Raw genomic sequence first — 14,881 nt, 5'->3', positions numbered from 1 at the left:
CTTACTCGTCGATGACATCAATGTAAGCAGATTCACGCATTTCGCGTAACCATGTTGCTGACTCTTCGGTAAATTTACGTTTGGCGATCATTTGATAAGCTCGGTCTGCCCAGCGTTGCTCTGAGGCATCGAGAATGCGCTTATCAAGCAACTGAACAATATGCCAACCGTGCGTTGTGCGGAACGGCTCACTAATTTGGTTCTTTTCTAACGCACCAAGTTGTGCCGAAAATTCGGGTACATACATCGCTGGATTGGCCCAACCTAAATCACCGCCATTGGCTGCTGAACCTGGATCTTCTGAATACTCTTCAGCCAGCTCTGCAAATTTGCTGTCGTCTTGGCGTAATTCTTTGACGAATGACTGCAACATTGAACGAGCTTTGGCTTCGCTCATGATGATCGATGGCTTAAGTAAGATGTGGCGAGAGTGAATTTCTTCAAGCTCAACGGCTTCGACACCACGCACATCAAATACTTTGATTAAGTGAAAGCCGACTGGGCTGCGAACAGGACCAAGCAAATCGCCTTTGTCGGCATTGCGCAATGAATCGGCAAAAATGGTGGGCACTTCGTTAATGTTCATCCAACCCCAATCACCACCTTCCAACGCTTTTGGTCCTTGCGATGATGTGGTTGCTTGACGGCGGAAATCAGAGCCTTCTTCTTTTAACAGGCTCAGGATTTTATTGATGCGGGCTTCAGCATCTTCAATTTCTTGTTTACTGGAATCCGTATCTGCAATCACCATAATGTGGCCAAAATGCATCTCACGGTTATTTTGGCTTTGCTCTTCCAACATTTTGGCAAGGCCTTCAACTTCCTGTGGCGAAACATTAATGCGATTGCGAACCGCCATGCGCGTTACGTCACCAATGACCAATTCATCGCGGATCTCTTCGCGATAAAGCTGATAGCTGCTGCCGCCAGATTCAATCTCTGCGCGCATTTGCTCAATGGTCATGCCTTCTTGGGCCGCCACACTGGTAATAGTTTGATCGAGTTGAGCATCTGAAATGCGAAGTCCCATCCGATCAGCCATGGAGAGTTGTAATTTACGATCAACCAAGCGCTCGGTGATTTGAGTGCGCAGGACACTATCGCGCGGCAGTGTTTGTCCAGCGTCTAAAGCGCGGGCTTTAACATCTTCCAACATGCGCTGAACTTCGCTTTCTAGGACTACCGAGTTGTTGACCCGAACAACAACACGATCAATAAGTTGTGGCTCGGCAATTGCTGAGGACTGAAGCGCTAGCGCCACGGCAAGAGCTTTAATAGCGCTGAGAGTAATTCGTTTCATCATGATTTCTACTTCGATTATTTGTTTGCCAGCCCAAACTCACTAAGTTCAGAGGCGTTCGACAGGGCACGAGATTAACACAATTTAATTAGCCTGTTGACCTTTCGCCCACAGGCTTGCAACCCCAGTTATATTCAATGTCACGTTAGTTGTTCAGGTAGTAATTTTTACGGTAGCCAAAGAGCGACTGATCAATCATGGTTGAGTGACCACTGCTGTCGCGATTACCGCCTAAGCCTTTTAATTCAAACTGCAGGGCAATGCCCGAGTCATATGCGTCACGATCCGACAAGGATTCATTTTCATCTGGGAAATTGGTGTTGAGGTTACGCTGATACACCAAACGCACAGCCCAACAACACGATTGATATTGAATGCCAGCCAAAGTTTCGACTGACCGCTTCAAATCTGTATCGCGATAATGGCTGGCAACCAGTTGATAGCGATCGGAGAGAGGCCAGCTAACCACTGAGCCGAGTTGGTTGATCTCCCGGCTGTCGAGAGGATCGTCCGACTCATTGGTAAAGTTCAGGGGCTCTGGCGAATAGCGATATCCCAATTGAATCAATTTTCGCTCACCTGGCGAGTAGTTGACCAAAATACTGGAAGCATCGGTATCACTGCGCTCAAAGTTGTAGCGGTATTCGGCGTGAATACTGTAGTCCCCGAAATAAGTGTCGAGTGCTGTTGCAAACGCACTGGTGTCTTCAACTTTGCGACCTGATAACTCTTCAATGATTTTGCTTTCGTCAAAATAGAAAATTTGACCGAATGAAAACCGTAAGGTTTCTTTATTGTCGCTATTAAATAAGCGTGTGGTTGCACCCAAGGTAATTTGATTGGTGTCGGCGATTCGATCTAAACCACTGAAGCGGCGATCACGATACAAGCCATGCACATCCTCGCGCAGTGCAACTGTATCGTATAGGCCAATTTCATCTTGTTGTTGATGACCAATCAGTAGGTACTGAACCTGCGGCTCGAGTCGTTGAGTGTAGTCGTTACCAAACCAGCTAATCTCGCGCTCAAAATTCAGCTGACCATACAGGCGTAATGACGGCAGGGTACGATTAACTGATGAGCTGTATTCATCGTCAACCGTATCTTGGTCATAGTAGGTTTGATAAATCTTGGCTTCGGCTTCAAATTCAGCTGCGGGTGAATGCCAGTTGTAGGTAATTGTTGGTTCGACATGAAAACGATCAGCGGTAACCGTGTCGTTATCCGTATGATCAAAGCGATTGTACTCACCATAGATCTCGGCATTGAACCATTCGTTGAGATAAGGAAGTCGGTAAGTGAAGTCGACTCGTGGTAACTGCCGATAGACATCAGGCGTGTCGCCGAAAATATCAAAGTCGGTCACGGTGATGTTACTGTCGAATTGTTCAGACAAAAAACTAACTTGACCGATTCGTTCTAGTCGGTTGTCGGTTTCACTGGCAACATCGCTGCCTAAATCATTGAAATAGTTATCATCAGATACAGCCGTGTACTCAACGAAGCTGCGAATGTTGTCGGTGAAACGACCTTGGTGTAGCCAACGGTATAAGTAGCGTTCGTCATCACTGGCGATGGCGTCATCGGATGATAAATATTCTAAGTTGAACTGGTTGTATTGTTTCTCGCGCAAATAGCGGATCTCGGTGCCTAATTGTGTGCCTGAATTACCGATATAACGTGGTGTTAAGGTGGCATCAACGTTTGGCGCTATGTTCCAATAATAGGGTTGCCTTAGATCTAAGCCGTTGCGACTGCTATTGGATATTGTGGGAAAGAGTAGGCCACTTTTACGCTTATCTGACAGCGGAAAGGTCATGTACGGCAGCCATAACACAGGCACGTTGCCAACGCGTATCACTGAGTTGCGTGCTTCGCCCCACTCGCTTTGGCCATCGAGTTGAATTTCATCGGCATTCATCACCCAGCTCTCATCCCCTTTGGGACAAGTGGTAAAGCTACCGTCAATCAACACAAATTTCTTATCGTTCTGGCGAATTTCGATGTGTTCTGCTGAGCCGTGGGTCGGGTTATTGACCATTTGATAACTCGACTCACTCATCGTTATGACACTACTCGCGCCATTAGCTGACAAGTTACTGGAATCAACAACAATGTTGGGAGCCTGATAATGAACGTTGCCAGTAGCCTCAAGTTGCTGTGTTTGGCGATCCATGGTGGCTTGTTCAGCCGTTAGTGAATGCTGGCCACGAGTTACTTTCACTTGCCCAGTAAACGCAAGTTTGTTTTGGTGATCTCCGCTGACATTGTCGGCGGAAATCGTCAACGGTAAATTTTCATCGACTGGCGCGAAATTGATCCCTGCATCAACTTGAACGGCTGAAGATAGGCATTGGCCGGTAACGTCTTCTGCTACGGGCTCCTCGTCGGTCGTGCTATTGGCCCATGTTGGTGCTGAAAAAAGTAGGCTCAGGATGACGAATACGTCGGTATTACGGCGTGTGCTCAAGTTGACGTCCCTAAAGTTCAACTCTAAGTTGAGTTCTGATCTGGTAAGCTGCTAATGTTGCGGCGTAATCATAATTCATCTTAGTCTCGACTGCTATGGATGTCTCCTCTTGAAGTCAATGAATAAACAACAGCGTGAGCAGGCGCTTAGCGCTTGGTTACAAAATGCTCTGAATAACCCGAATTTGGCCATCGAACTGGTTTCTGGTGATGCTAGTTTTCGTCGTTATTTTCGTGTGTTGGGTGAATCATCGTCGCTAATTGCGGTAGATGCGCCTGCGCCTCATGAAGATTGCGGCTTGTTTTTACGCGTGGCCGATGCGTTTCAGCAGCAATCGATACGGGTTCCTCAAGTTATTGCGGCGGATGCTGAGCAAGGCTTTATGTGCCTTGAAGATTTTGGCAATCGACTGCTATTAGACGAGCTTACCCCTAACAACAACGGCCATTGGTACCCTTTGGCTATTCGTCCACTTATCGACATTGCTAAAGTCCGTGCGACACCTGCAGGTGCTTTACCTGCGTTCGACTCTGCACATATTGCGCGCGAAAATAGTTTGTTTACCGACTGGCTATTAGGCACGCATTTGCAGCTGGCAATGACCGAGCGTGAACAGCAATCCGTTGCACAGGCCTTTAGCGCCATTACCGACAATGCGCTGGCTCAGCCACAAGTTGGTGTGCACCGCGACTATCATGCCCGCAATATTATGTTGCTTGGCTTAGGCGATGATGCCGAAGTTGGCGTGATTGATTTTCAAGATGCCGTGCTCGGCCCGATTACCTATGATTTGGTGTCATTGTTGCGCGATTGCTATATCGAATGGCCTGATGACTTTGTCTATCAACAATTACGCCTGTGGGCAGTTCAAGCACAATCTGCTGGTCTGATGCCTGAGACCGAAGACGCTACATTGGTCCGTTGGTTCGATTTGATGGGCATTCAGCGTCACATTAAAGCCAGTGGCATTTTCTGCCGCTTGTGTCACCGCGATGGCAAACAAGGTTACCTCGATGACGTGCCACGCACGCTAGGTTATATCGCACGTATTGCCGCAAAGTATCAACAAACCGCAGCCCTAGCTGATTTTGTTTTGCAGCGCGTGTTACCTGCTTGGCAGGCTAAGCGATGAGCCAATCTGGCGTGATTGATACGGCCATGATCTTAGCTGCAGGCCGCGGTGAACGGATGCGACCACTCACGGATACCACGCCAAAACCGATGTTGACGGTAGCTGGCAAACCGCTGATTGTGTGGCACCTCGAACGGTTGGCTGCAGCAGGCGTTAAACGGGTCATTATTAATTTGGCTCATTTAGGCGATGTGATAGAGCGAGCCTTAGCCGATGGTCATCAATTCGGGCTGACTATTCTCTATTCCCATGAACTGGACGGCGCACTTGAAACGGCCGGAGGCATTGTGAAAGCGTTGCCCTTGTTGGGCGATGCGCCGTTCTGGTTAGTTAATGGTGATGTTTGGTCGGATTGGTCATTTGCGCAAACGGTAACCTTAGCAGACCATGAATTAGCTAAATTAGTCTTGGTGACGAATCCAGAACATAATCCTCAAGGCGACTTTGCCATGGGCAAAGATGGATTTTTGGAACAAAAACAAGCCAGTAATAGCCTGACGTATGCTGGTATCGGCGTTTATTCTCCCCGTCTGTTTGCCGACTGTGTGCCTGGCAAGGCGGCTTTAGCGCCGCTTTTAAAAGCTCAGCTGAATAATCGCTCCATTGCCGCGTGGCACCACCAAGGACAGTGGTGCGATGTTGGCACGCCGCAGCGGCTACTCGAACTTAATCAACGTGTGGGGGCGTAGCATGCCTTTTGCCGGTAAATTGCTCGGTTTTATTTTTGGCTTTATGTTTGGCCATATTATTGGTGCCGTTGCTGGTCTTTGGATCGGCCATATGTTTGATAAAGGCATGGCTCGCGAATTTACTCAGCGCGGTGGCTTTGGCGGTATGTTTAACCAAGACCGCTCTTCGCTGACGAATCACATGCTGTTTCTGCATTGTACGTATGCCGTGATGGGCCATATTGCCAAAGCGAGTGGGCAAGTAACGCAAGCGGATATTGCTATTGCCAATTCACTCATGGATCGGATGGGGCTTGAAGGAGAGCGCCGACGGGAAATGCAAGAGGCGCACCGAGAAGGACGACTGGCCGGATTTCCTCTGCGACAGAATCTGCGTGAGTTTAAAGAAGCCTGTTTTGGTCGACACGATGTGATGCAGGTGTTTTTAGAAATTCAATTGCAGGCTGCTTTTGCTGATGGTGAATTGCACACTCGCGAACAACGAATCTTGTATACCATTGCGGATGAACTGGGCTTTGCTCGCGCTTCGCTCGATCAGTTATTTTCGATGTGGCAAGCTGAACATGGCTTTCGACAACATGCCCACGGCAAGCATCAACCGAATGCGCAACAACAACTGGCACAGGCCTATCAGATTTTGGGGATGAGTCAGGATGCTGATTTTGCAGCGGTGAAAAAAGCCTATCGTAAGTTGATGGCGCAGCATCATCCTGACAAGTTGATGGCCAAAGGGGTACCGAAAGAAGCATTAGAGTTAGCGAAAGAAAAAACCCAGGATATTCAAGCAGCTTACGAGCTGATAAAAAAATCGGTTAGCTAACGGGTTGATGATTTTTACAGTAACGTAATTAAAACTGATAGCCCACCGACATCAGCGGATTTAGGCCGAATTCTTCTACATCATCGGCTGGCTCCGCTAACTGCACCACGCCTTCTAAATACATACCATTGCCAAAACTGTAGCGAACGCCACCGCCAAAGTTCATGGTTTCTGCCGACTGCTCGCGCAGCGCCATGGCGGTGTTGGGATCGGCCATGATGAACGTCCCTCCCGCCACTTGCACAAAGCCCTGCCAGTGACTTGAAAAGTCGTAGGCACCGCGCAAATTAATGGCATCAGGTTCTTTCGATGTTTGGATTTGAGCACCGGGCTGATAATGCAGGTAATCGACGGTGAAGGTGACGTTTTCTGAAACGTGGAACTGTCCTGAGCCTGCAACTTGCCAAAAGCCAGTGGTGGATACGGGGGAAAGGAATTGAGTATTGCTGACAGGATGCGGAACAGTAAGCGAGGCATCATCAGTTGCCAACGCTGGCGTTGAAGCCAGTGCCGCTAGCAAACTTGCCGCCGCTACGTATCGCATGTTCAGATCCCTGAAATGAATTCTTTTTGTTATGTCATTTCAGTATAGGCAAGGATCTGACTTTACCAACCTAGATGATCGATCCAGCCATGGATTTGTCGGGTTAGCCAGCGTTGAGCGCTATCGTTTGGCGGAGGAACGGCTAAATTGACTTGCCGAAAATCAAGCCGAACTTGCTTGCGGGCTGCGGTGGCTCTTTGGGTGACCGTGCTTTGCGCCCAGCGATTGTCAAACGAGGTATAGAAATCCATGAGCGGATAACCAGACTGGCCAAACCAGCCAATAATTTCCTGATTCAATGCCACGTCTGGTACATAGGGCGACAGCAGCACCAAGGCTTCCGGTTGCGCTAATGCGCCATCAGAAAATATCTTCATGGTGCTGGAAGCGCTCAATCCTTCGGCAATAAAAAGCGTGCGACCGCGTAGCGTTTCGGTGAGCTCAAGCGCGGCTTTGATACGGACGGTCAGTTGACGACGGTGCTCATTCCAGAATTGCGGTTGGTCGGTATCCGGCCACGGCGGAGGTTCAATGAGTAAGGTGTTCCAGCCTAGTTCAGCTAAAGAGCGTCGCAAATACATCATCTGGTAGGGGGAAACAACTTGCTTGCCGGCTTCTGGAATTAAAATCGCATTGCCAGTGATATTAACGCTTTCTGAATGACGTAATAACGCTGGAACCGGCGTTTGTCCGCTAATGTTCAACCATTTGATGTCGCGCCGAGCTTCAATGGGCCAGTCATCTGGGGCGGCCGGCGCGTCGGCAGCGGTTGCTAAGGTTGAGAGCATGCACAGCAGCAGACAACACAAACGGATCATAATGATTTTGTTATCCCATTGGATTATTGAAGAAACTCTAACGCTTGGCTGGCGGGGCTGTCAAAACACATCCGCTGCCCTGTGACCGGGTGGGTAAACTGCAATTGGCTGGCGTGAAGTTGTAAGCGTGGCGCAGCCGCTTTTTGGCAAACGGTGCCGTAAAGTTGATCGCCAAGAATAGTGTGCCCTAAGTGCAACATGTGAACCCGTAATTGATGAGAACGACCGCTAATAGGGTGTAATTCGATCAAGCTGCGGTCGGAGCGTTTTGTCAACGCGCGCCATAGCGTTTGTGCAGGTTTACCTTGTTGATGATCCACCATTTGCTTCGGGCGATTGGGCCAGTCACAAATCAATGGCTGATCGATAAGGCCTCCGTCAGCGTTGACCTCGCCATCAACCCAAGCTGTGTAAATCTTGGTGGTGAGCCGCTCTTGAAATTGCCGAGCCAGATGACTCATTGCTGGTCGGTTCAATGGCATGACCATAATGCCTGATGTGGCCATGTCTAACCGGTGAATCACCACGGCTGTTGGCAACGCACGTTGCACGCGCAACATCAAACTATCTTGATGTTCCGGCAAGCGACCAGGAACTGACAATAAACCACTGGGTTTATCCAACACCACCAAGTCGTCATCTTGATAGAGCACATCGAGGTAGGGCGTTGTTGGTGGTTGATAAACGAATTTAGACATCAATGGGCGTCGTGGTTAGTAACAGGCGAGTTGCCATTGTATGTCAACTCGCACTGTTTAATCCGAATAGATGGTTACGCGTGGTGTACCACTATTAGTTGAATTGATTCCAACTTAAGTTGCGCTTGAGATAACGCTGCGAGCCCTTGTTCAGCTTGAGATTGCAGGTGCTCGAGTTCATCGTCGCGAACATTAGGGTTAACGGCTTGCAATGCCGAGAGCCTATCTAACTCGCCTCGGAAGTACTGATCCAGTTGGGTGGTAGCATCCGCAATGGCTAATTCGGCTTTTTGCTGAGCGGCGGCTTCGGCACTTCGCAACAGTGGTGGAAGTTGTTGCCTAAGTGCCGCCACAAGCTTAGTCGCGGTGTGTTTACCAATTGGGCTCAACTGTGGTGACAGCTGATCAAAAGCCACTTTGTCCGATAGATCATTGCTGTTCCGATCAAACAAAATACGAATCGGCTCACTCGGTAGGAAGCGAGCTAATTGCAGATACCCCGGAGCAGGTGCATGTAACGTGAAGACCCCTTGCAACATGTAACTGCCTTCCGGCAAGGCTTTATTCTTCAGCACTGCGACATTGGTCGAGCCGGTAGTGGTGCCAAGAATAGCATCCACTGCGCCTGCGACCATTGGGTGATCCCAGCTAAGAAATTGCACTTCTTCACGGCTTAGAGCGGTTTGGCGATCAAACGTGACCGTGGCACCTTCTTCTGTCAGGGTCGGTAAATCACCGCCGAGCATTTCCTCACTTGGCATCAGGGCAATGCACTGAGCACCTTTTTCATCTTGGTTGACGCCGTACACATCCCATAAGCGAAGCATAAACTGAGTGAGTACCACGTCATCATCTTGCTTGGCAATGGCACTAACGAGTTGTTCGGCAGAGCCTTTGCCGCGCGAGCCGATTTCTAGCAAACGGTCGCGTCCATTTTCTAATATGGCAATCAATTCATCGCGGCGCTGACGGGTGTGGTTCAGCGTTTGCTGCCAGTGTTCGTCATCCACTTGTAAGCGCAAACCGTCTAGCAATGATGTTTCAAATTCATCATATATCTGTTTGCCGATACTCAGGGTTGATTCAATGGCGTTAAGGCCTTGATGGAGCCACTGCAGCAGGCGCTGCTGAGCCGTGCCTTTGAATACTGGCAAATGGATCTGAATATCATGCTGTTGACCAATACGATCGAGGCGGCCAATACGTTGTTCCAATAAGTCTGGATTGAGTGGCAGATCAAATAACACGAGGTGATGTGCAAACTGGAAGTTTCGCCCTTCAGAACCAATCTCTGAGCACAGTAGAATTTGTGCGCCATCTTCATCAGATGCGAAATGAGCGGCAGCGCGGTCGCGCTCTACAATGCTCATGTCTTCGTGGAACACTGCCACTTGCATGCCGGTTTTATTGCGCAGCGCTTCGGCAAGTTGCAGTACGGTTCGTTTGAGCGCACAAATCAGCAATACTTTTGCCGGTTTCACGTCGGCAAGTGTGTCAATTAGCCAGTCGAGTCGTGGATCAATCTTCAACCAAGCATCGCTTTCGCCTTCAAGTTCGCTATAGCTTTGCTCGGGAGCCAGCATCTGCATGAGCTGCAATTGCGCATCATTTTTAACGTTAACCTTCAATGCTGTTTCATAAGCTTGCGGCAACGGCAATTCGGTTATGCTGAGCTGACGACTTGGAAAGCCTTGAATTGCCGCGCGAGTATTACGGAACAGCACGCGGCTTGTGCCGTGGCGATCGAGTAATTGTTGCAGCAATTCGGAGCGAGCTTGCTCACGTAATTCGTTATCGAGCGCTTCGTCTTGCACACATTTAAGGAGCGGCTCAATATCATTTTCACTAATCAACTCATTCAACAAACCGAGTTGTTGCTCGCTAAGTAGCTGTTTGTCGAGCAGGGCATTAGCGGCATCAGCCACTTGCTGGTAACCCTTTTCTTCATCAACAAAGGCTTGGTAATCGTGAAATCGATTTGGATCGAGCAAACGTAGACGAGCGAAATGGCCTTCGTGGCCAAGTTGATCAGGTGTTGCTGTGAGCAATAATAAGCCGGGAGTTTCTTCGGCTAACTCGGCCACTTGCCGGTATGCTCGACTCGGCTGACCATCTTGCCAACTCAGGTGATGGGCTTCGTCAACAATCAATAGATCCCAGCCGGCGTCCACCGCTGCCTGTTGATATTGTTTGTTGTTTAATAACGTTTGCGGGCACAGCACCACTTGTTCGGTTTCAAATGGATTTAAGCCGTCGAGCATGGCCGATGCAACCCGCTCTTTGTCGAATAAGGCTGCCGCAACATTGAAGCGGCGCAGTAATTCGACGAGCCATTGATGCAGCAGAGGCTCTGGCACCAAAATTAACACTCGATTGGCACGTTCAGTGAGTAATTGTTGATGCAAGATCAAGCCGGCTTCAATGGTTTTGCCTAAGCCCACTTCATCGGCCAGCAACAAACGAGGGGCATAACGTTGGCCTGCTTCTTTAGCAATATGAAGCTGATGAGGAATTAAGCCAATGCGAGCACCGTTCAAACCGCGTAACTCTGAGCTTTGTAAGCGGGCACGCTGCTGCAAACATTGGTAACGCAGATTGAAATGTTCTAACCGATCGACCTGACCAGCAAATAGGCGGTCTTGTGGCTTATTGACAATAATGGCCGGGTGAATTTCTGTTTCTAGCAGGCCCGTTTCTTCGCCGGTTTCGGTATGAGTACCAAAGTAAACCAGCACGCCGTTTTTTTCTTCAATACTGCTCACGCGCAATTGCCAATCGTCTAAGTGACGAATCTCATCGCCTTCGGCAAAGGCTAAGCGGGTAATGGGCGCATCCTTTTTACTGTAGACACGTCGCTCACCGGTTGCCGGAAACGAGAGAGTTACAGTGCGTCCATCAAAATCACTAAGAAGTCCTATTCCGAGTTCAGATTCGTTATCACTAAGCCAACGTTGGCCAATTGCATGGGGCATAAAGTCTGCCTGTTCGGTTTTTTGAAAGGCGCGAATAGTAATGGATTTCGCGGTGACAATCACCCGAAAAATGAGGCAAAAACGAAGCCTTTTATGATGAGACCACGGTTACAAAGTTTTGCTCATAAATCGCTTTCAATCTTGGAGTACAGAGTTTAGTCTAGAACTGAACGATTAAGTTCACAGACTAACCAATTGGCCAACAGTGGGAGTTGCCTATGGGTCAGGAAGACAAGAAAGTCTATATTCTCGATACCAACGTACTGCTGCACGAACCCCTCGCTATTTACTCTTTTCAAGAGCACGATGTCATCATCCCGATGACGGTTTTAGAAGAACTCGACCACATTAAAGACCGACGTAAAGACGTCAGCCGCGATGCCCGTATTGCCATTCGCGCTATTGATGATGCGCTGCGCGATGCAACACCAGAGCAAATCGCAGAAGGCGTTAGGTTAGAAAAGCCCGGAGAAGAAACCCTCTCTGGTCATTTGTCGATTTACCCCGATCATGCCCTTCCTGAAAAAAGTGGCTTCTTGCCCGCAGTAGAGAATGACAACCGCATCATTAACACCGCTTTGTATTTGCAGAATGAAAAAGATCCGCAACTCGTGGTGTTGGTGACCAAAGACATCAACATGCGTCTGAAAGCAAAAGGCGCAGGCATGCAACATGTGGAGGATTACCGCACCGATCAGCTGATTTCTGATGTGAGTTTGATGTCCAAAGGATTTCGTCAACTCGATCATGGATTTTGGGATGAAGTGGGTGAAGTTGAAAGCTTTCAAGAAGGCCGAGACACCTTCCATGTCGTCGATGAGTCGGTGTTACCGGACGCCTTTCCCAATGAGTATGTTATTGATAATGGCGAACAGTTTGCTGCGCGAGTCGTTACCAAAAGTGACGGCAAGGTCACCTTGCATGATTTAGGACGCGAGCGATTACTAGGCCGTCAGGCTTGGGGCGTTCAGCCGAAGAACGTCTACCAAGGGATGGCGCTTGACGCATTGCTCGATCCGAATTTGGACTTGGTGGTGTTAACCGGCCCCGCGGGTTGCGGCAAGACTTTATTGGCTTTGGCTGCAGCGTTAGAAATGGTGGTTGAAAAAGGCATTTATTCGAAAGTCATCGTGACTCGAAATACGCCTGAAATTGCCGAGTCTATTGGTTTCTTACCTGGTACTGAAGAAGAGAAAATGGCGCCTTGGCTGGCCGCTGTGACCGATACGCTGGAAGTACTGCATCGCCATGATGAATCGCCGGATGGTTCGATGGAATACATCATGGATAAAGCAAATATCCAGTTTAAATCGGTTAACTTTATGCGTGGTCGAAGCATCCAAAATGCCTTGGTGCTGCTCGATGAATGTCAGAATCTGACCGCGTCCCAGTTAAAAACCATTATTACGCGCTGTGGTGAAGGCACTAAGATCGTGTGCTCTGGTAACTTGGCGCAAATTGATAGTAACTACCTAACGCCGGTAACGTCCGGTTTAACTTATATCGCGGAGCGATTTAAGAGCTTTGATGGCGCGGCCCATGTTTATCTTAACGGCGTGGTACGTAGTCGGTTGGCTTCATTCGCTGAAGAACAACTGTAGTCAAATCTGGTGCTCGTTCGTTAAGGAACGGGCACCAACTTAAACGCTCTTGCGGCCAATTCTCGGCTCGATTGGATGCTTGTTTTACCAATGGCCAATACGCTTGGACCAGCCACTTCTGCAGGTAGCCAACGTTCGCCCTCATGATTAAACCAATCCCCCTGCACGTCGTAGCCAAAATTTACGGCTAATAGCGCATGCTTTTTTAGATAAACAATCGCCAATTTGCGGCGCGGATAAACGCCTCGAATGAGCGCAATGGCAAGCGCAGCTTTGGAATCACAATCGCCTTTATTGTCGAAGATGACCGATGCTGGCGAGATGAAGCTGCTTTCAATTCGATCCAGTGAACTATATGGAATGGCCTGCACAAAGCTGATAATGCGATCGATTGCAATGTGTGGTGGTAATTGATGCACTTGCTTGTAGAAAGCGCCGATTAAAGGAGCCAGTGGTTGCTGGTTGGCGCGGGCGTAATATAAGTGATCGGGAATGATACCTTGCATCCCGTAACCATCTTGGAATTTAGTTAAGTGCCGATCCTTTAAATACTGATTCTCGGTTTGGTTAATGAGGCGGCGGAGGATTTGCTTGGCTTGTTTAATGTCGTCAGCGTCGCGGCCATCCAAGTGTACTGAATAGCTGTAGCCTGAGTTGACCAAGCGCAAATTAACGCCGGCAGGCAGATCGACCTCGGCTTTGCGAACGGCTTGATTGAGCGAGCGGGCAAGGTGGCGTGGTTTGAACTGTTGCAGCGCTCGGCTGGCGTCTAACATCAGCTTGGTGTCGAGAGACGCCTTGACGTAATACTCGGTCTTTCTGCTGTCTTGCCAAACATAGCTGACAAGGGTTTGATCGCCTTGAGTGATCTTATTGTACTCGCGCTGAGCTGGCTGTTGCGTCTTGGCCTGCACGAGCAGACTGGTCAGCACAAGGCTGAAAAGCAGCGCACTATAGCAGCTCAGTCGAGTCAAAATCACTCCTACGGATTCATCGCGTTATCTGTCATCTTGTTATCGGCGCAAACGGGCAAACATTAACTTGCTTGTGCCGGCAGGATCATGCCACTTGCTTGCCGCTTTTCATTGTAGCGCTTCATACCAACGGTCGAGTTGGCTCAATATGTCTTTTATAACGGCTGAAACTTCACATTGTCTGCACATTTTCCTGGCTAATGTGAAGATGGTGTGGATTTGGCTGGGTTTTCGTCGAGTTGGTCAAGCACTTGCCTGTTTATATTTGGAATCAACAACCTACAGGAGTTTTCCAATGAATGTAACAGGTATGGGCGGCATGCCCCCGCCACCGCCACAAATGCGCCAGCAAATGGATGATGCGTTTTCTGCGGCCGATAGTGACGAAAGCGGCGGTGTTACCCTTGAGGAATTAACCGCAAGTTTAGAAGAGCAGGGCGTTGCCTATGACGCGCAGCGGCTTGAAACTCACTATGCCGAGATGGATGCTGACGGTAATGGCGAAGTAACTGATGGCGAAAGACAAGAGCATCTCGATAGCATGCGTGAGCGGCTAGAAGGTACATCGATTGCTGGTGGCGTAACAGTCAACGGTATGCTTGGCGGCACGGCCAATGGCTTTGCTGGCCAGCCAGCGGGTGATTCGATGACTAACTTATTAGCCGAGATTGCTGCCGATCAAGAAAATGGCAGTGAATTAAAAGCCGGCATTGAAGATCTATTGGCAAAAATCGAAACCGAAGGTTTTAACGGCAAGAACATCGATTCAGCCATGGGGTTTGTGTCTGGGCTGGTGGGCTCGGTTAATACAACGGCCTAATGACAGCGCTGCGACCTTATTATCGACACAAAAAAGCCGGGCC

12 protein-coding genes are annotated in these 14,881 nt (G+C 49.0%); 5 read left to right on the top strand and 7 right to left on the bottom strand.

All coding sequences use genetic code 11. The annotated features are described in order from the left end of the window. Position 1: 1 nt before the first annotated feature. Together surA and lptD are read right to left on the bottom strand one after the other, a co-directional pair. Positions 2-1,303: a peptidylprolyl isomerase SurA gene (surA, locus tag K0504_RS14830; protein ID WP_225918169.1), complete on the bottom strand. Its 1,302-nt coding sequence runs from the start codon at positions 1,301-1,303 to the stop codon at positions 2-4. A gap of 142 nt (positions 1,304-1,445) precedes the next feature. Further along, on the bottom strand, positions 1,446-3,770 hold the full coding sequence (gene lptD, locus K0504_RS14825; protein WP_220104933.1) for an LPS assembly protein LptD: 2,325 nt from the start codon (positions 3,768-3,770) through the stop codon (positions 1,446-1,448). 118 nt (positions 3,771-3,888) lie between these two features. On the opposite strand from lptD, the gene K0504_RS14820 reads away from it, so the two are divergent. The 3 genes from K0504_RS14820 to djlA are packed head-to-tail and all read left to right on the top strand — an operon-like array spanning position 3,889 to position 6,411. Then, positions 3,889-4,902 (top strand): aminoglycoside phosphotransferase family protein, encoded by a 1,014-nt coding sequence (locus tag K0504_RS14820; RefSeq protein ID WP_220104932.1) that lies wholly within the window; start codon positions 3,889-3,891, stop codon positions 4,900-4,902. Next, positions 4,899-5,591, top strand: coding sequence for an N-acetylmuramate alpha-1-phosphate uridylyltransferase MurU (gene murU, locus K0504_RS14815; RefSeq protein WP_225918168.1), 693 nt, complete (start codon positions 4,899-4,901; stop codon positions 5,589-5,591). Before K0504_RS14820 ends, murU begins: the two co-directional genes overlap by 4 nt. A 1-nt stretch (position 5,592) precedes the next feature. Next, positions 5,593-6,411: a co-chaperone DjlA gene (djlA, locus tag K0504_RS14810; RefSeq protein ID WP_220104979.1), complete on the top strand. Its 819-nt coding sequence runs from the start codon at positions 5,593-5,595 to the stop codon at positions 6,409-6,411. A 28-nt stretch (positions 6,412-6,439) separates the two neighbouring features. Here djlA and K0504_RS14805 read toward each other — a convergent pair whose 3' ends face one another. The 4 genes from K0504_RS14805 to rapA all read right to left on the bottom strand — a co-directional run bounded on the left by K0504_RS14805 (position 6,440) and on the right by rapA (position 11,443). After that, positions 6,440-6,955: a hypothetical protein gene (locus tag K0504_RS14805; protein WP_220104931.1), complete on the bottom strand. Its 516-nt coding sequence runs from the start codon at positions 6,953-6,955 to the stop codon at positions 6,440-6,442. 62 nt (positions 6,956-7,017) lie between these two features. Next, the gene (locus tag K0504_RS14800) at positions 7,018-7,743 is read right to left on the bottom strand and encodes a DUF3530 family protein (RefSeq protein ID WP_220104930.1); all 726 of its coding nucleotides are present in this window, start codon (positions 7,741-7,743) and stop codon (positions 7,018-7,020) included. A gap of 53 nt (positions 7,744-7,796) precedes the next feature. Next, positions 7,797-8,471: an RluA family pseudouridine synthase gene (locus K0504_RS14795; RefSeq protein WP_220104929.1), complete on the bottom strand. Its 675-nt coding sequence runs from the start codon at positions 8,469-8,471 to the stop codon at positions 7,797-7,799. Positions 8,472-8,545: 74 nt separating this feature from the next. Beyond that, on the bottom strand, positions 8,546-11,443 hold the full coding sequence (rapA, locus tag K0504_RS14790; protein ID WP_220104928.1) for an RNA polymerase-associated protein RapA: 2,898 nt from the start codon (positions 11,441-11,443) through the stop codon (positions 8,546-8,548). Positions 11,444-11,661: 218 nt separating this feature from the next. On the opposite strand from rapA, the gene K0504_RS14785 reads away from it, so the two are divergent. Then, positions 11,662-13,044, top strand: a complete 1,383-nt coding sequence (locus tag K0504_RS14785; protein ID WP_220104927.1) for a PhoH family protein — start codon at positions 11,662-11,664, stop codon at positions 13,042-13,044. A gap of 20 nt (positions 13,045-13,064) precedes the next feature. On the opposite strand, the gene K0504_RS14780 is transcribed toward K0504_RS14785, so the two are convergent. After that, entirely contained in the window at positions 13,065-14,018 is a 954-nt protein-coding gene (locus K0504_RS14780) for a hypothetical protein (RefSeq protein ID WP_220104926.1), read from the bottom strand. Positions 14,019-14,313: 295 nt separating this feature from the next. On the opposite strand from K0504_RS14780, the gene K0504_RS14775 reads away from it, so the two are divergent. Continuing rightward, positions 14,314-14,838, top strand: coding sequence for an EF-hand domain-containing protein (locus K0504_RS14775; RefSeq protein WP_220104925.1), 525 nt, complete (start codon positions 14,314-14,316; stop codon positions 14,836-14,838). Positions 14,839-14,881 lie beyond the last annotated feature (43 nt).

This window comes from Neiella holothuriorum, assembly GCF_019457915.1.
Taxonomy (GTDB): domain Bacteria; phylum Pseudomonadota; class Gammaproteobacteria; order Enterobacterales; family Neiellaceae; genus Neiella; species Neiella holothuriorum.
Note: the sequence above shows the minus strand (reverse complement) of the source record. Positions and strands in the feature narration are given on the sequence as shown.